The 16,665-nt window shown below is 72.8% G+C and carries 14 protein-coding genes and 1 pseudogene; 4 read left to right on the forward strand and 11 right to left on the reverse strand.

What is annotated here, in order from left to right:
• Positions 1-13 precede the first annotated feature (13 nt).
• From AB0L00_RS05870 to AB0L00_RS05905, 8 genes are all read right to left on the reverse strand, one after another.
• Positions 14-814, reverse strand: a complete 801-nt coding sequence (locus tag AB0L00_RS05870) for a carbohydrate ABC transporter permease (RefSeq protein ID WP_345359682.1) — start codon at positions 812-814, stop codon at positions 14-16.
• Entirely contained in the window at positions 811-1,746 is a 936-nt protein-coding gene (locus AB0L00_RS05875; RefSeq protein WP_364428883.1) for a sugar ABC transporter permease, read from the reverse strand. Before AB0L00_RS05875 ends, AB0L00_RS05870 begins: the two co-directional genes overlap by 4 nt.
• Positions 1,743-3,086, reverse strand: coding sequence for an extracellular solute-binding protein (locus AB0L00_RS05880; RefSeq protein WP_364428886.1), 1,344 nt, complete (start codon positions 3,084-3,086; stop codon positions 1,743-1,745). The genes AB0L00_RS05875 and AB0L00_RS05880 overlap by 4 nt, the downstream gene beginning before the upstream one ends.
• Positions 3,087-3,168: 82 nt before the next feature.
• On the reverse strand, positions 3,169-4,287 hold the full coding sequence (locus tag AB0L00_RS05885) for a carbohydrate kinase family protein (RefSeq protein ID WP_364428888.1): 1,119 nt from the start codon (positions 4,285-4,287) through the stop codon (positions 3,169-3,171).
• Between the two features lie 105 nt (positions 4,288-4,392).
• Complete coding sequence (locus AB0L00_RS05890) at positions 4,393-5,577, reverse strand: amino acid deaminase/aldolase (RefSeq protein WP_364428891.1); 1,185 nt, start codon at positions 5,575-5,577, stop codon at positions 4,393-4,395.
• A 40-nt stretch (positions 5,578-5,617) separates the two neighbouring features.
• Positions 5,618-6,391 carry a PHB depolymerase family esterase gene (locus AB0L00_RS05895; protein ID WP_364428894.1) on the reverse strand — a complete coding sequence of 258 codons (774 nt, stop codon included), beginning with the start codon at positions 6,389-6,391 and terminating at the stop codon, positions 5,618-5,620.
• Positions 6,392-6,676: 285 nt separating this feature from the next.
• Positions 6,677-8,773: a hypothetical protein gene (locus AB0L00_RS05900; protein ID WP_364428897.1), complete on the reverse strand. Its 2,097-nt coding sequence runs from the start codon at positions 8,771-8,773 to the stop codon at positions 6,677-6,679.
• A gap of 162 nt (positions 8,774-8,935) precedes the next feature.
• Complete coding sequence (locus AB0L00_RS05905; protein ID WP_364428900.1) at positions 8,936-9,742, reverse strand: AraC family transcriptional regulator; 807 nt, start codon at positions 9,740-9,742, stop codon at positions 8,936-8,938.
• 182 nt (positions 9,743-9,924) lie between these two features.
• Between AB0L00_RS05905 and AB0L00_RS05910 the strand changes: the two genes are divergently transcribed.
• The 4 genes from AB0L00_RS05910 to AB0L00_RS05925 all read left to right on the forward strand — a co-directional run bounded on the left by AB0L00_RS05910 (position 9,925) and on the right by AB0L00_RS05925 (position 14,217).
• Positions 9,925-11,319, forward strand: a complete 1,395-nt coding sequence (locus AB0L00_RS05910) for an MFS transporter (protein ID WP_364428903.1) — start codon at positions 9,925-9,927, stop codon at positions 11,317-11,319.
• 148 nt (positions 11,320-11,467) lie between these two features.
• Positions 11,468-12,313 carry a formyltetrahydrofolate deformylase gene (gene purU / locus AB0L00_RS05915; RefSeq protein ID WP_364428906.1) on the forward strand — a complete coding sequence of 282 codons (846 nt, stop codon included), beginning with the start codon at positions 11,468-11,470 and terminating at the stop codon, positions 12,311-12,313.
• A gap of 30 nt (positions 12,314-12,343) precedes the next feature.
• Positions 12,344-13,531 (forward strand): M20 family metallopeptidase, encoded by a 1,188-nt coding sequence (locus tag AB0L00_RS05920; protein ID WP_364428908.1) that lies wholly within the window; start codon positions 12,344-12,346, stop codon positions 13,529-13,531.
• A gap of 131 nt (positions 13,532-13,662) precedes the next feature.
• Positions 13,663-14,217 (forward strand): DUF4352 domain-containing protein, encoded by a 555-nt coding sequence (locus tag AB0L00_RS05925; RefSeq protein ID WP_364428910.1) that lies wholly within the window; start codon positions 13,663-13,665, stop codon positions 14,215-14,217.
• Position 14,218: 1 nt separating this feature from the next.
• Here the strand turns inward: AB0L00_RS05925 and AB0L00_RS05930 are convergent, their stop codons facing one another.
• The 3 genes and pseudogenes from AB0L00_RS05930 to AB0L00_RS05940 form a co-directional block, all read right to left on the reverse strand.
• The gene (locus tag AB0L00_RS05930) at positions 14,219-15,004 is read right to left on the reverse strand and encodes a class I SAM-dependent methyltransferase (protein WP_364428912.1); all 786 of its coding nucleotides are present in this window, start codon (positions 15,002-15,004) and stop codon (positions 14,219-14,221) included.
• Between the two features lie 50 nt (positions 15,005-15,054).
• Positions 15,055-16,428 (reverse strand): L-serine ammonia-lyase, encoded by a 1,374-nt coding sequence (locus tag AB0L00_RS05935; protein ID WP_364428915.1) that lies wholly within the window; start codon positions 16,426-16,428, stop codon positions 15,055-15,057.
• Positions 16,429-16,434: 6 nt separating this feature from the next.
• A pseudogene (locus AB0L00_RS05940) lies at positions 16,435-16,665 on the reverse strand (lipoyl synthase); the annotation flags it as partial.

Below are 16,665 nucleotides of genomic sequence, written 5' to 3' on the forward strand. Positions count from 1 at the left end.
TGTCCGGACGACGCTATTCCTTGACGGCTCCTGAGAGCATCCCGGCGATGAAGTGGCGCTGGAGGAAGACGTAGACGAGGACGACGGGTGCGGCGATGATCAGTGCGGCGGCCATGAGCATCTGGTACTCGGTCTGGTGCTGGCCCTGGAAGATCGACAGGCCGAGCGGCGCGGTGCGCAGGTCCTCGTTCGAGTTCATGATCACAAGGGCGAGCAGGAACTCGTTCCAGGTCCACATCGCGATGAGGACGACCATGGTGAGGATGGCCGGGCGGCCGACCGGCAGCAGCACCCGCCACAGCGTCGTCCAACTGGAGGCGCCGTCCATCCGGGACGCCTCGATGAGCGAGCGCGGCGCGGACCGGAAGTACGCGCGCATCCAGAACACGCCGAACGACACCGACTGGGCGATCTGCGGCAGCATGAGGCCCGGCAGGGTGTTGTCGAGGCCGACGGACCGCAGGTCGAAGTACAGCGGCACGACGATGGCCTCGGTGGGCACCATCAGGCCGGCGAGGAACACGTAGAACAGCGCGTTCGCGCCGCGGAACTCCATCGTGCCCAGGGCGTACCCGGCCAGGATCGACAGCGCCGACGCCGCGACCACGACCACGGTGACGACGATCAGGCTGTTGGTGAGGTAGCGGGCGAAGTGCCCCTTCCGCCAGGCGCCGGTGAACGCGCCGGCGGACGGATGGGGCAGGCCGAAGGCCTGCGAGGCCACCGCCAGCAGCGGGAACACGGCGATCACCGCGAAGACGATCAGCACGGCGTACGTCGTGGCGCGCTCGGCCCGTGAGGTCGTCGGTGTCACGCGCGGCCCTCCACGAGACGGCCGACGCCGGCGGTCACGGCGAACACCACGACCGCGATGATGACGCCGATCGCGCAGGCCAGGCCGACCTCCCCGGTGTTGAACGTCCGGTTGTAGACCTCGTACGCCGGGACCCGGGTCGCGTCGCCGGGGCCGCCGCCGGTGGTCAGGTAGATCAGGTCGAAGTTGCGCAGCGCGGCGATGATGGTCAGCGTCAGCGCTACGGACAGCTCCCGCCGCAACCCGGGCAACGTGACCGCGAAGAACTCGCGGACGGCCCCGGCGCCGTCCACACGCGCCGCCTCGTACAGCTCGCGGGGGATCTTCTGCACGCCGGCCAGGAACAGCACCATGGCCAGCCCGATCTCCGCCCAGGTGCCGATGAGCCCGACGGACGGCAGCGCCCAGGTGAAGTCGCCGAGCCAGCCGCGGGCGAGCCCGCCGAGCCCGACGAGGCGGAGCGTGCCGTTGATCGGGCCGTGCTCGGAGTAGATCCACTGCCACGCCACCGCGACCGCGACCATGGCCACGACCTGCGGCAGGAACAGCACGGTGCGGAAGAACGTCAGCCCGCGCGGCCGGGACCGGGACATGACGGCGACCAGCAGGAACGCGATGCAGCAGGGCAGGACGGCGTAGAAGAACACGAGGACGGCGGCGTGCCAGAACGTCCCGCGCAGGTGCGGGTCGCTGATCGCCTGGCTGTAGTTGCCGAGCCCGGCCCAGGTGCCGACGGAGAGCCCGTCCCAGTGGAACAGCGAGAGGTACGCGCCGTGCAGCAGCGGCCAGAGCAGGAACGCCGCGTAGACCACGAGGGCCGGGAGCACGTAGAGGTAGGCGACCTTGCGGGGCTCGCCGGGCGGGCGGGCGCCCGGCGGACGGCCCTCCGTCCGGTCGGCGGGGGGCCGGGTCCGGGTGGCCGGTACCTTCACCGCTTGGCCAGGAAGGCGGCGTAGTCGCGCTGGGCGTCCTGCATGCCCTGCTGCGCGGTCTTCTTCCCCGCGATGATCTCCTGCAGGACGCCGCCGAGCGTGTCGAGGAAGGTCGTCGTGGAGTAGTCCAGGTAGGGGACGAGGATGTCCTTGTCGCTGGCGGTCTTCCACGCGGCGGACAGGTCGCGGCCGACGGCGGAGGTCGGCTGCGCGCTCGCCGGGGGGAGTGCGGCGAGGCCGCCGGTCTGGGTGACGACGTCCATGGCCTGCGGGCTGGTCATGAAGTTGAGGTAGGCGGCGGCGACGTCGGGGTGCTTGGACTTGGCGGTGATGGCGAGGGGCAGGCCGGGGCCGCCGAGGGTGGCGGCGGGCGCACCGCCGGCCTGGGCGGGCGGCGGGAGGAGGTAGCGGACCTTGTCCCCCATCTTCTTCTGCAGGTCCGCGGCGAACCACGGTCCGCCGATGAGGAAGACGCCCTCACCCTTGGCGAACGGCGCGGGCGAGTCGTTGTACTTGGCGGCGTTGACCTCGGACGGGAAGTAGCCCTTCTTCGCCCAGTCGGCGAGCCGCTGCGCGGCCTGCACGACGGATGGATCGGTCCACGCGCCGCCCCGGCCGAACACGAGGTCGCGCAGCTTGTCCTTGCCCGTCGTCTGGCCGAGCAGCACGCCGAACTCGTGGATGCCGGGGAACTTCTCCAGGTTGGCGAGGTAGATCGGCGTCTCGCCCCTGCTCTTGGCCGTGGCGAGGTCCTGCTCGAACTCCGCCCAGGTCGCGGGCGGCTTGAGACCCAGCTTGGCGAGCTTGTCGGTGTTGTAGTAGATCCCGACGGCCTCGCCGGTCATCGCGACGCCGTAGAGGCTGCCGGAGCCGATCGCCTTGCCGCCGGCGCTGACGCTGTCGAGCTGGGTCAGCCCGGCGGGGAAGCGCTTGCGGAAGCCGTACGCCTGCTCGTACGGGTCGAGGGGCATCAGCGCGCCGGCCTTCACGAGGGCGGCCATGATGCCGTACCCCTGGTTCGCCTCGACGACGTCGGGCGGGTTGCCGCCGGACAGCGCCAGCCGCAGCGTCTTCTCCAGGTCGCTGAAGGACCGCGACACCCGCTTGATGGTCACGTTGGGGTATTTGGCGTGGAAGGCCGCGTTGAGCTTATTCATCTGCTCGTTCTGCCCGCCGAGGACCTCCTGGTCCCAGACGGTCAGCGTGACCGGACCGGCCTTGGCGACGTCGGTGCTGACGGCGCTCGGGGCGGTGGTCTTCGGCTTGCTGCCGCCCGACCCGGGGGCGCAGGCGGACGCGGCGACCAGCACCGCTGTCAGGACCACCAATGGTTTCCGCATGGCGGGGGCTCCTTCGGTCAACCGAAAAGGGCGGCGCGGTCTTCTCTAATGATCTTCTCGGCGGTACCCGAGTTCGTTACGATCACGCCTGCCGTACGGTCGGCTCCGCCCGCGTGACCGAGTCGACCGAGGAGTCCGGGATGTACGGGACGACGAACGCGTAGTCCCGCAGGATCTCGTCGGGGACCTCCCCGGACTCGCCGAACGCCGCGATCTCTCCCCAGCAGGGCGAGCCGAGTGAGCCGCTGTGGTGCCGGACGGACAGGCCGGCGCAGAGGTTGGCGAACCGCAGCCGCTCGCTCAGGCCCCAGCCGGCGAGGGTGCCGTAGACGAAGCCGGCGGCGAACACGTCGCCGGCGCCGGTCGGGTCGAGGGCCCTGACCGGCAGGGCGGTCGTCTCGGCCCGCTCGCCGGTGGTCGTGTCGATGGCGATCGCGCCGTCGCCGCCGCGCTTGACCACGACGACGGGGACGCGCTCGGCGAGGGTGTCGAGCGCCTGTTCGGGGGAGCTCGTCCGGGTGTAGGCCATGGCCTCCACGGCGTTGGGCAGGAACACGTCGACCAGGTCGAGGCGGTTCAGCACGTCGACGGACCAGGTCTCGGTGGGGTCCCAGCCGATGTCGGCGACGACCGCGGCGCCCTTCTCGCGCATGGTCGCGGCCCACTCCGGCACGGGGTGGGCGAGGTCGAGGAAGCAGGTCTTGGCCTTGGGCGGGACGCCGACGAGCGCCTCGGGCAGCACCGGCATGGGCCGGTGGTAGGTCACCATGCTCCGGTCGGCGTCGTAGGCGAGCGACACGGTGACCGGGGTGGGCCAGCCGGGCAGCCGCCGGGAGTGGACGAGTCCGACGCCCTCCTGCTCCGACAGCGTCCGCCACAGGTACGCGCCGAACATGTCGTCGCCGAACGCGGCGGCCAGGCCCACGTTGAGGCCCAGCCGGCTCATCGCGACGGCGATGTTGGCGATGCCGCCGGGTGCCGACCCCAGGCCATCGGTGATCAGCTCGGTGCCGGGCGGCGGCAGGGCCGGCAGCCCCGTGAAGATCATGTCCATGAAGACGGTGCCGGCCAGGAACACGTCGAGGCCTCCGGCGTCGCCGTGCAGAAGCTCGGCGGCCGCCTCGCGCTCGACGCAGGGATCCTCCAGCCGCGGCTCGGGCGGACGACCCGGCGGCGCGATCATCGGTTTCACTTGGTCCACGGCGCCTCCCCTTCGGAGGGGGATTCAAACACTGTCGTACGACATTACGCGCTGCTGGACCGTTCCCAGGGCGGTTCGGGGAATTCCCTACCTGATCTCGGGGATTTACAGGAACGTGCGTCCCTCGCCGCGATACGTCGGAACCGTCGCCGTGACGCGGTCGCCGTCGACGAGATGAAGGGCGTCGAACCGCTCGCACAGTTCACCCGCCTTCGCGTGCCGGAACCACACCCGGTCGCCGATCCGCAGCCGGTCGGCGGCGGCGCCGAGCAGCGGGGTCTGCACCTCGCCCGCGCCCTCCCGGGCGTCGAAGCGCAGCCCCGAGGGCAGGTACGGCTGCGGCAGCCGGCTGCGGTCCGCGACCCCGGACGCGAGGTATCCGCCGCCGAGCACGGTCACCACCCCGGGCGCGGGGCGCCGTACGACGGGCAGGGCGAACAGCGCGGCCGGGCTGCCGGAGAAGTTCGTGTAATGGTCGAACAGCACGGACTGGTACAGGCCCGAGCCCGCGGCGACCTCGGTCACGGCCTTCTCGGCCGCCGTCTTCTCGACGCTGCCGGTCCCTCCGCCGTTGACGAACTCCAGGTCGGCGACCTCCCGGACCGCCTTGACGATCAACGCGCGGCGGCGCGCCAACTCGACGCGCGACTGCGCCTGGATGAGGCGTACCGCACGGGAGAACACCGGCTTGCCGGGCGGGTCGTCCCCGACGCCCGCGATCTGCGACTCGTAGGCCATCAGCCCGACCAGTCGCAGCCCCGGACGCCGGGCGATCTCCCGGGCCAGCCCCCCGGCCTGCTCCGGGGTGCGGACCGGCGAGCGCAGCGCGCCGACGCGGATCCGGCCGCCGGCCGCGCGCCAGGCGGCGTCGATGTCGAGGCAGACGCGGACGGGCCGGCCGCCGGTGGCCTTCTCGATCAGGTCCAGGTGCTCGACGCAGTCGACCATCACGGTGACGACGGCCGCCGCGTGCTCGTCGTCGGCCAGCCGCGCGAGGGCGCTCTGGTCGGCGGTCGGGTAGGCGACGAGGATGTCGTCGCTCACCCGCTCCTCGGCCAGCCACAGCGCCTCCGGCAGCGTGAACGCCATGACGCCGGCGAACCCGTCCATGGCCAGCACCTGTTCGAGCAGGGTCCGGCAGCGTACCGACTTGCTGGCCACCCGGATCGGCTTGCCGTGCGCACGCCGGGTGAGATTCGCCGCGTTGGAGCGGAACGCCGCCAGGTCGACGATGGCGAACGGTGGTTCCAGGTGGGATGTGGCGAGGTCATACCGTTTGCGCAGCGTCATGCCCGCAGCGTGCCACAGACCACTCGAATATGAGAAGAGTTCACGTCCGGGAATGCCCGGCGAAGAACTCCCAGAGCCGCCGGCTCGCGTCGGACGGCCACTGGTGCCCGCCGCCCGCGACGGTGCACAGGACCACCTCGACGCCGCCGTCGCCGCGCCCGGTGGAGTGGCAGCCCGCGGCGCCGTCGGCCCGGAGCGGCGACAGGTGGTCGCTCCGGCGCCAGAAGTCCACCGCCTTGCCGACCGGAGGGAACGGCCGGGAGTCGTTGAAGTCACGGTGCCCGCCGCCGTTGTACGGGACGTTGTGGTCCGCGGTGCCGTGCCAGACCATCACCGACACCAGCCGGGCCGGATGGCACGTCATGGCGAGCGCCCCGGACACCGCCCCGATCGCGGCGACCTTCTCCGCGGACTCGCAGGCGAACCGGTAGGCCATGCCGGCCCCGTTGGAGAATCCCGTGACGTAGACCCGCTTCGGATCGGCCAGCCCCACGCCGGTCAGATGGTCGATGAGCTTGTTCAGGAAGCCGACGTCGTCGATGTGCGCCAGCCGGGCGGGGGCGCAGCAGTCCCCGGCGTTCCAGGTGAAGGCGAACCCGTCCGGGTAGACGGCGAGGAAGCCGTGCCGGTCGGCGAGCGCGTCGAACCCGGTCTTCTTCTCGAAGCCGGTCATGTTGTCGGCTCCGCCGTGCAGGGCGAGGACGACGGGCAGCGGCCGGGCGGGTCGCCCCGACCGGAAGCTCTGCCGCGCCAGGCCCGGCGGCACGTGGACGAGGTACTCCCGGTGCCCGGGCGTACCCACGTCGATCTTCATCCGATGCGTCCCCGCCGCCGTGGGAACGTCACCCACCGACGCCGGCACGCCATGCCGCGCCCGGGACGGCCGGGGTGAACCGTGCCCCCCGGAGTCCGCCGGCTTGCACCCGCCGAGAACGAGAAGACCGATGACCGCTAACGCCGCAACCCGCCGCATCCCCCCGATCTAACCAACCGGCCCCCGCCGAAACTACTCACTGGTAGCGCAAAGTTCGGTGCCGAGGCCCCGACCCTTTCGAGCCGGCGCCTTCGTGCCTGCCGCGGTATGGAGCGGCGAAAAGCCTTAGGCGTCGGCCGGCTGCGGAGTGTGGCGAGGGGACGGCGGGGCCGGGGGTGCGAGGGCTTCAGAGGTCTGCAGGGCGGTGATGGTGGCGGCGAGCGCCAGGGGGACGGCGACGGCGAGGGCCAGGGCGGGGACCGCGATCCCCGAGTCGTTGACCGCCCCGCCGACCACGGCCGTCACGAACGCGCCCGACAGGCCGGCCCGGAACATGGGGGCGCGGTCATAGGCGAGCTGCAGCCCGCCCGCCCCGGCGCGGCCCGGCCGGTGCAGCACGAGCAGCAGGAAGAGGAAGGCCGCGACCACGATCGGCAGGAGCGTCGGGTTGCCGAACGTGCGGACCATGGCGGTGAACTTGCGCTCCAGCCAGGGCAGGGCGTCGCCGTCGATGAGCTGGCCGAAGAAGCGGCCCATGTGCGTCTGCCGGGCGGGCGGCCGCAGGTGGTCGAGGTACGCCACGCCGAGCACCAGCGCCATGCCGGCCGCGCGCAGCAACTGCAGCCGCAGGAAGCCCACGCGACGGCCGCTCACCAGCAGCGCCGTCGTGGCCAGGCCGGGGACGAACGCGATCAGGCCGCCGAAGTCGCTGCCCCACGTGGTCCAGCTGTCCAGCAGCGCGGCGGTCAGTGTCATGGCGAGCACGGCGGTGACGGCCGCGCGGCGGCCATGGCGGGGTTCGAGCCACTGCGCGACCCCGGCGGCGGCCAGCAGGGTCGAGGTGGCCAGCACCGCGAACCCGATGTTGCCCATTCCGTAGTAGCGGCCGCCGACCAGCGGGGAGTAGCCCATGAGGCTGTTGAGTTGCAGCCGGCTGCCGGTCAGCAGGTCGGCGCCCAGGACGGCGGCGGTGCCGCCCGCGATCACCGTGCCGGGCCCCAGCACCCGGCGGCGCCACGGCCCGGACGCGGCGACCGCGACGATCAGCGCGTCCGCGACCGCGATGCCCGCGACCAGGGCGGGCAGCGGATGACCGCCGCGCCACCACGGCATCAGGTTGACCAGGTAGGTCGAGACCGGGACGGCCGCCGCGACCAGGGCGGTCAGGCGCGTGAGGGCGAGGATCCGGGCGCGTCGCCGCCCGGCCCATCGCCGCCGGAGCGCGAGCGCGGCGGAGCCGTAGAGCAGCAGTTGGCCGACCACGAAGGCGGCGAAGAAGCGGGGGATCAGCTTGCGGCCGGTCTGCGCCGCGACGTCCTGCGCGCGCAGGTCCCGTACCGCCGAGGCGAGCGGGGCCGGGCGGGCCGTGTCCGGCAGCATCGGAGTGCCGATCAGCCGCGCCGGGTACGGGACGCCGAGCCGGGCCAGCATCGTCGCGGTCAGGTCCGGGAGGATCACCATGTCGGCCCGCCGGGTGGAGTCCGAGCCGAGGTAGCGGCCGGCGCTCGCGGGTCCGGTCGCCAGCACGACGCGCAGGTGCGGCGTGCGGTCGTCGTCGGCGATTCCCGCGACCAGGACCTCGGCGTCGGCCGGCAGGCGCGCCAGCACCGTCCCGACCGCGGCGTCCGCACGGTGGGCCGTGGTGGCCCGGTCCGGACCCGCGACCGCCCCGGCGTCCACGATCGTGGCGGCGGATCGCGCCCACCACTCCGGGGCGGGCAGCGCGTTGACGCCGGGCGCGTACGCGTCGACGCGGCCGTGGGAGTCCGCGGCGGCCAGCGCCGCCTCGGTGCCGACGGCGGCGGTGCGGCCGCCCGCCCGGTGCACGGCGTCCCCGAGCAGGCCGACGACGCCGAACCCGGCGTTCCGGCGGCGGATCGGGCCGATGTCCTCCACCAGGGCGCCCGTTCCCGAGGGGGAGACGTCGATGGGCCGGTGGCAGTACGGACCCGCCGCGGACCGGGCCCCGGCCGAGACGGTCGCCCAGCCGTCGCCCGGGCAGGTCAGGGTGCCGACCGTGCGGATCGAGAGCAGCCCGATCGCGGACCGCCGCGCGAGGCCCCACAGGTGCGGAGTGGCAGCGGGGCCCACGTCGCTCCACCGCAGCCCCGGAACCCCGATCAGCACGACATGCCGGACGGGCGCCGCGGTCTCGGCGTGGGCCGGTGAGGACGCGAGGAGCGTCAGGGCGACCGCGATCCCGGCGACTGCGCCTCTCAGCACCTGACCATCTCCTTGGGGTGTCCGGGAAACCGGCACGGAGAGTACGGCCGCCGGCCGGAACACGCCCCGCCCTGCGGATCACGCGTGCCGGTCGACTGGGTGAAGTCTGGGCCGCGGCCGCGCGGCGGGCACAGCGTCGCCGCCGTTCAGGCTCCCGACTCTTTACCGAACCGCGCCCAGGAGGCGGCGGATCTCCGTCGAGGTGCGCCCGAACTCCGCCTTGACGGTGCGGGCCAGATGAGCCTGATCGGCGAAGCCCAGGTCGGCGGCGACCTCGGCGAGGTTGTGCGCGCCCTGCTCGATGCGGTCGAGGGCGCGGCCGGCGCGGACGCGATTGCGGTAGCGCGTCAGGGTCAGGCCCGTCTCGCGGTGGAACACCCGGCTCAGGTGGCTGGGCGAGACGCCGAGCAGCCGGGCCAGCGTGACCAGCCCGGCGGCGTCGGGATGGTCGGCCAGGATCGCCTCGCGCGCCTGGTCGGCGAGTCCGGGACCTCTCACGGCCCGGTGCGGGCGGACCGTCCCGGCGTCCGCCGCGCGCCGCAGGACCTCGGTGAGCAGGCCGACCAGTTCCTCGGCCATGGCGAAGGCGACGTCGGAGGTCGAACGCAACAGCCGGCGGTGCGCCAGGTCGAGGCGGCCGTCGACGGGGACCGCCGGTCGTGCCGACGGCCCGGCGTCGTCCGTCACCGCGCGCCAGAAGCCCGTGGACAGGGAGATCGCCGTGCAGACGTCACCGCCGGCCGGATGCGCGAAGGACGCCTCGTCCCCCGGAACCTGGACGTAACCGCGCGTCGGATCCACGACGGCCTCCCGGCCGTCCCGGCGCAGCCGGAACCGCCCGGACCGGACGAGCACGATCTCGTGTCTCGCGGCGGCCTCGGTCGCGGACCAGCCGGAGCGGTGCCCGCCGCAGCGCACTGCCGCCACCGAGAACTCGGGCGAATCGGCGAGCAGCACGCTGGACAGCACCTCCGCAGAGTAGCCCGGCGGGCGGACATTCCGGGCGGTCCGGGCGGTCGAGGGGCGGGCGTCACGCCGAGGTCGTGCGGGGCCGGCCGTGCGGATTCGCTCGGGAGCCGAGAGCGCAAATTTCGTCAAGCCGCCGCGGGTCCGTACGGAACAGACTCGCCCCGACGACTACGGGAGGTTCAATGCGTCGGGGTCTGCTCCCCGCCCTGCTGACAGGGCAGCTCATGGTCTCGATGGACGGTTCGATCGTGACCGTCGCGATGCCGCGGATACAGGCGGACCTGGGAACGTCCGGTGCCGTTCTGCAACTGGTCACGGGCGGGTACACCCTGGCCGTCGCGGTCCTGGTGGTGACCGGCGCGCGGCTCGGCGACCTGTACGGTCATCGCCGGCTGTTCCTGATCGGCCTGGGCGCGTTCGCGATCGCCTCGCTCGGCTGCGGCCTCGCCTCCGACGGCCTCGTGCTGGTCCTGGCCCGCGTCGCGCAGGGGATCGCGGCGGCACTGCTCCTGCCCCAGGTGCTGTCCCTGATCCAGTTGCACGCCGGCGGACGCGCCCGGGCGCGGGCACTGGGCGCGTACTCCATGGTGCTCGCGCTCGGCGTGGCGGTCGGGCAGATCCTGGGCGGGCTCATCACGGGCGCCGCCGGCTGGCGTCCCATCTTCCTGATCAACGTGCCGGTCGCCGCGGCGGTCCTGCTGGTGGGGCGCCGTGCGCTGCCGGCGGACGTGTCCTCGGACGGCCGCCGGATGGACCTTGGGGGCGTCGCCATCCTGTCCGCCGCGATGAGCGGCCTGGTCCTGCCCCTGGTCTTCGGCCGGGAGGAGGGATGGCCGGTGTGGTCGTGGTGCTGCCTGGCCCTGGGCTGTGCCGGGCTGGTGGTCTTCGGCGCGTACGAGCGCCGGGCCGCCCATCCGCTCCTCGATCTGGGGGTCGTGCGCCTCAGGGGCGTCCGGCCCGGGCTGCTCGCGTGCTGCTGCGTCATGGGCGGCTATACCGCGTTGTTCTTCTGCCTGGCGTTGCATCTGCAGGCCGGCCTCGGGCTCTCGCCGCCGCGGGCCGGGCTGGCGTTCCTGCCCTACCCCGTCGGCTTCGCCGCCGCGAGTCTGAGCTGGCCGCGTCTCCCGGCACGCCGGGTGCTGCCGGTCGCCGGTCCGCTGTGCCTCGCGGCGGCGGCGCCGGTGATCGCGCTCGTCGCCCGCCACGGCTGGCCGCTCGGCGTGGTGACCCCGCTGCTCGTCCTGGCGGGCGCGGGCCACGCCGCCGGGTTCGGGCCGCTCGTCGAGCGGCTCGCCGCGATGGCGGGCCCCGCGCGGGCCTCCGCGATCTCCGCGTTGACCAACACCGGCACGCTGCTGACCAGCGTCGTGGCGATCGCCACCCTCGGCGGTGTCTATCTCGCGGCGCCGCGGTCGGCCGACGGACTGGTGCGCGTGACGGCGCTGCTGGGCATCCTGCTGCCGATCGGGGCGGCATGCGCCTGGCGTACGGCCCGCGTCGCCACCGGATCAGCGGAGCCGGCGCGGCCCGTACCGGCCGAGGCGGTGACGGCGGGCGACGGCCCCGCTCGCGGCTGAACCCTCCGCGTGCCGGCGATCCCCGCCGGTTATCCGGTGTGGGCCGCCGGCGTGGCCCCTGACAGGCCGTAGGCTCGGAGGACATCGCGGGCGGGCCGGTCCACGCCCCGCCCGCCGACCGTACGATCCGACGTCTCGAAGGTGGACGATGCCCGAATACGTGCTGACGCTGTCCTGCCCCGACCGGCCGGGCATCGTGGCCGCCGTGTCAGGGGCGCTGGCCCAGCGCGCGTGCAACATCCTGGAGAGCCAGCAGTTCGGCGACCGGAGCACCGGGCGCTTCTTCCTGCGCATCCAGTTCGAGGCGCCGGAGGGGCTGGAGGACGCGCTGCGGGAGGCGTTCGGCGCGCTGGCCGGGGAGTTCGGCCTGGACTGGAACCTGCACGACCGCGCGGTCCGGTCGCGCGTGCTGATCCTCGTCTCCAAGTACGGGCACTGCCTGAACGACCTGCTCTACCGTCAGCGCTCCGGGCTCCTCGACGTCGACGTCGTCGCGGTGGCCTCCAACCACCCCGACATGCGGCCGTTGACCCAGTCGTACGGCATCGACTACCACCACCTGCCCGTCACGCCCGAGACCCGTGCGGCGCAGGAGGCGGAGATCATGGCCCTGGTCGAGCACTATCAGGCGGACCTCATCGTGCTGGCCCGGTACATGCAGGTGCTGTCCGACGACTTCTGCGCGAAGCTGCCGGGGCGTGTGATCAACATCCATCACTCGTTCCTGCCGAGCTTCAAGGGCGCCCGGCCGTACCACCAGGCGCACCAGCGCGGCGTGAAGCTCATCGGCGCGACCGCGCACTACGTGACGCCGCGGCTCGACGAGGGGCCGATCATCGAGCAGGAGGTCGCGCGCGTCGACCACACGCAGGGGCCGGAGGAGCTGATGGCGGTGGGGCGGGACATGGAGTGCCTGGCCCTCGCCCGGGCGGTGCGCTGGCACGCCGAGCACCGGATCCTGCTGAACGCCGAGCGGACCGTCGTCTTCCGCTGAGCCGTACGGGGCGGCGTAATCTGGGGTGTCATGCCCTCTGCGCACGTCACTCCCGACCTTCAGGACGATCTCGTACGTCTCCGCCGCGACCTGCACCGCGAGCCCGAGCTGGGCCTGGAGCTGCCGCGCACGCAGGAGAAGGTGCTGGCCGCCCTCGACGGGCTTCCCCTGAAGATCGAACTCGGGCGATCCCTGTCCTCGGTGACCGCCGTGCTCCGCGGCTCGTCGCCCGGCCCCGCCGTCCTCCTGCGCGCCGACATGGACGCGCTTCCCCTGACCGAGCGCTCCGGCGTCGAGTACGCGAGCCGGTTCGCGGACCGGATGCACGCCTGCGGCCACGATCTGCACACCGCGATGCTGGTCGGGGCGGCACGGATCCTCGCGGACGCGGAGTTCGCCGGCAGTGTGATCTTCATGTTCCAGCCCGGTGAGGAGGGGTCCGGCGGAGCGCGCCACATGATCGAGGAGGGAGTGCTCGACGCGGCGGGCACCCGTCCCGTCGCCGCGTACGGCCTGCACGTCACCTCGTCGGGTCTGCCGGGCGGCTTCTTCATGACCAGGCGCGGCCCGCTGATGGCCGCCGCCGACGAGCTCCACGTCACCGTGCGCGGCGCGGGCGGTCACGGCTCCCAGCCGCACCGGGCCAAGGACCCCATCCCGGCGACCTGCGAGATGGTCACGGCGCTGCAGACGCTCGCCACCCGATCGTTCGACGCCTTCGACCCGGTGGTCATCACGGTCGGCAGCATCCACGCGGGCACCGCCGCCAACATCATCCCGGCCGATGCGCGGCTCGAGCTGACGATCCGTTCGTTCTCCCGGGAGGCCCACGCCCGGGTCCTCGAGGGCGTCGACCGGGTCCTGCGCGGCATCGCGGCCGCCCACGGCCTGGACGTCGAGATCGATCACGTCATGGGATATCCCGTCACGGTCAACACCGCCACCGAGGCGGAGTTCGCCGCCGCCACGGCCGGTGACCTGTACGGCCCGGAGCGGTTCGTGTGGGGGCCGAATCCGCTGACCCCCGCGGAGGACTTCTCCTACGTCCTGGAGGAGGTGCCCGGGGCGTTCGTCTTCCTCGGCGCCTGCCCGCCCGACCGCGACCCCGCGACCGCGCCGTTCAACCACGCGCCGGACGCGGTCTTCGACGACGGGGTGCTGGCGGACGGGGCCGGGCTGCTCGCCGAGCTCGCCCTCCGGAGGCTGGCCTCGGCCTGAGGCGCGGGCCTCACGACGGGTGGTACGCCGCGCGGTGTTCCGAACCGGGTCGTTCGGTCTCCTGGACCGCGCGGCGGCCCCTATCATGATCCAGCGGTGTGCTGACAGTTCGTCCAATGGGGAGCGATGCCGTGCGGAGGCCAGCCCTGACCGCTGCTGTGGCGGCGGTGCTGCTCGCCGGTTGCGGCAGCGCCGCGCAGACCGCGAACAACCCCCAGACCGCCACCCCGACGCCGACCCCGACGCGGGTGCAGCAGGCCAAGGTCGGGCAGGCCGTCACACTCACCGGTGCGGACGACTCCGGCGGCGCGGACCGGCTCCGCCTCACGGTCAGGGTGAAGCAGGTCGTCGCCACCACGGCCGGTCATGGCGCGTTCCAACAGCCGCGCAAGGGCGAGCGGTTCGCCGCCGTACGGTTCGTGCTGAAGAACGTCGGCGACGCCGCGTACGACGACAGCCCCACCTACGGCGCGAAGGTCGTGGACGCCGCCGGGCAGACGTACGACCCGACCGTGGCCTCGGTGACCGCCGGCCCCGGCTTCCCCAAGGTCGTCAGGCTCCGGCAGGGGCAGGCGAAGTCGGGCTTCATCGTCTTCGCCGTGCCGAAGAAGGCGAAGGTCGTCGGCGTGACCTACGCCCTCAACGCCGGCTTCGCCACCGACCGCGCCGAGTGGCGGGTGACCTGACTCACGGGGCGAGGGGCGATCGGATCGCCGCGGTGACGATCGGGAGGTCGAACTCCCCGGACGCGGTCTCCGGCGTCCTGCGCAGGTAGTCGAGGATCCTCGCCATCAGTGCCGTCCGCTCGGCCTCGGACAGGATCAGGACGTGCGAGTGCGTGCCGATGGTCGCCGCCATCGACGCGGCGGTCCGCCGTTGCGCGTGAGTGAACTCGGCCTGCTCGGTCGCCGGGAAGTCCGGGGTCGGAGCGAACGCCGACTCGGCCTTCCAGTCCTTCAGGGCCCGGCCGACGCGGGACACCTCTTTCAGTCCCCTGACCCAGGGGACCCGGTGGTCGTCGATGTTCCACAGGCAGGCCAGCACGCCACCGGGGGAGAGCACCCGCGCCATCTCCGGCAGCGCGCGGCCGAGGTCGAACCAGTGCAGCGCCTGCCCGACCAGGATCGCGTCGACCGATCCGTCGGCGAGGGGGATCCGCTCGGCCGTTCCCGCGGCCGCCCGTACGTCCGGCAGCCGCGCGTGCAGCTCCGACAGCATGCCGAGGTCGGGTTCCACCGCGACCAGGGTGGTGGCGTACGGCAGCAGAGCCTCGGTGAGCTTGCCGGTACCGGCCGCCAGGTCGAGGACACGCAGGGGGTCGCGGGCCGCGACGGGCTCCAGCGCCCAGCGCACCGCCGCGTCGGGATAGCCGGGGCGCTCCGCGGCGTAGGCGGCGGCCTGCCCGCCGAACGACGACGCCCGGCGGGCGTGGGTCTCCGGATCGGGGCCGGGGGTGGACGACGTGATGCTCATCTGCCCGACCATAGTCCGGCGGTGATCCGGAGACCCGTGCGACGGCGTGTTCAGCACTCGATGACGTTGACGGCGAGGCCGCCGCGCGAGGTCTCCTTGTACTTGTCGAGCATGTCGCGGCCGGTGTCGCGCATCGTCTTGATCGCCCGGTCGAGGGGGACGAAGTGGCGTCCGTCGCCGCGCATCGCGATCCGGGCGGCACTGATCGCCTTGATCGAGGCGACGGCGTTCCGCTCGATGCACGGCACCTGCACGAGACCGCCGACCGGGTCGCAGGTCAGGCCGAGGTTGTGCTCGATGCCGATCTCGGCGGCGTTCTCCACTTGTTCGGGCGTGCCGCCGAGGACCTCGGTGAGGCCGGCCGCCGCCATCGCGCAGGCCGAGCCGACCTCGCCCTGGCAGCCGACCTCGGCTCCGGAGATCGAGGCGTTCTCCTTGATGATCACGCCCATCGCCCCGGCGGTCAGCAGGAACCGGACGATCCCGTCGTCCGACGCTCCGGGCACGAACCGGTCGTAGTAGTGCAGGACGGCCGGGACGATGCCGGCGGCCCCGTTGGTCGGCGCGGTGACGATCCGGCCGCCCGCGGCGTTCTCCTCGTTCACGGCCAGGGCGAACAACGTGACCCAGTCCATCGCGTGCAACGGGTCCGTGGCGGTCTCGGTCACCAGTTTGCGGTGCAGGTGCGGAGCGCGGCGGCGTACCTTGAGCCCGCCGGGCAGCAGTCCCTCGCGGGAGCAGCCGCGGGTCACGCTCTCCCGCATGACCTCCCAGAGCCGCAGCAGGAGCGCGCGGATCTCGTCGGGGTTCCGGCCGAAGGCCTGTTCGTTCTCCAGCATCAGCGCGGAGATCGACAGGCCGGTCTCCCGGGTGTGGTCGAGCAGCTCGGCGCCGGTCGCGAAGGGATGGGGCACGACCGTGTCGTCGGGCTTGATCCGGTCGGCGCCGGTGGCGTCCTCGTCGACGACGAAACCGCCGCCCACCGAGTAGTAGACCTTCTCCCGCAGCTCCACCCCTTCGGCGTCGCGGGCGGTGAACCGCATGCCGTTGGGGTGGTGCGGGAGCGACTCCTTGCGCTCGAAGACGAGGTGCTCGCCGACGACGAACGGCACCTCCTGCTCGCCGAACAGGCGGAGGACGCCGCGCTCGCGCACCGCGGCGACCCGGCCGTCGGCCGTCTCCACGTCGACGAGCTCCGGCTTGTCGCCCTCGAGCCCGAGGATGACGGCCTTGTCGCTGCCGTGTCCCTTGCCGGTCAGGCCCAGCGAGCCGTAGAGGATCACGTGGACGGAGGCGGTCTTCTCCAGCAGACCGTCGCGCCGCAGGCCGCGGGCGAAACGGTGGGCCGCCGCCATCGGCCCGCCCGTGTGCGAGCTGGACGGGCCGATGCCGATCTTGAACAGGTCGAAGACGCTGATCGCCATGGTGGTTCAGTCGGCCTGGCGGGCGGTGATGGCCTGCTGGTAGAGGCGTCCGGCGCGGTAGCTGGAGCGGACCAGGGGCCCGGACATGACGCCGGCGAAGCCGATGGCCTCGGCTTCGTCTTTGAGTTCGACGAACTCCTCCGGTTTGACCCAGCGTTCGACGGGGTGGTGGCGGGGGGAGGGCCGCAGGTACTGGGTGATGGTGAGCAGTTCACATCCGGCTTCGTGCAGGTCCCG

It is taken from the genome of Actinoallomurus sp. NPDC052308 (assembly GCF_040679195.1).
In the GTDB taxonomy this organism is placed as follows: Bacteria; Actinomycetota; Actinomycetes; order Streptosporangiales; family Streptosporangiaceae; genus Actinoallomurus; species Actinoallomurus liliacearum.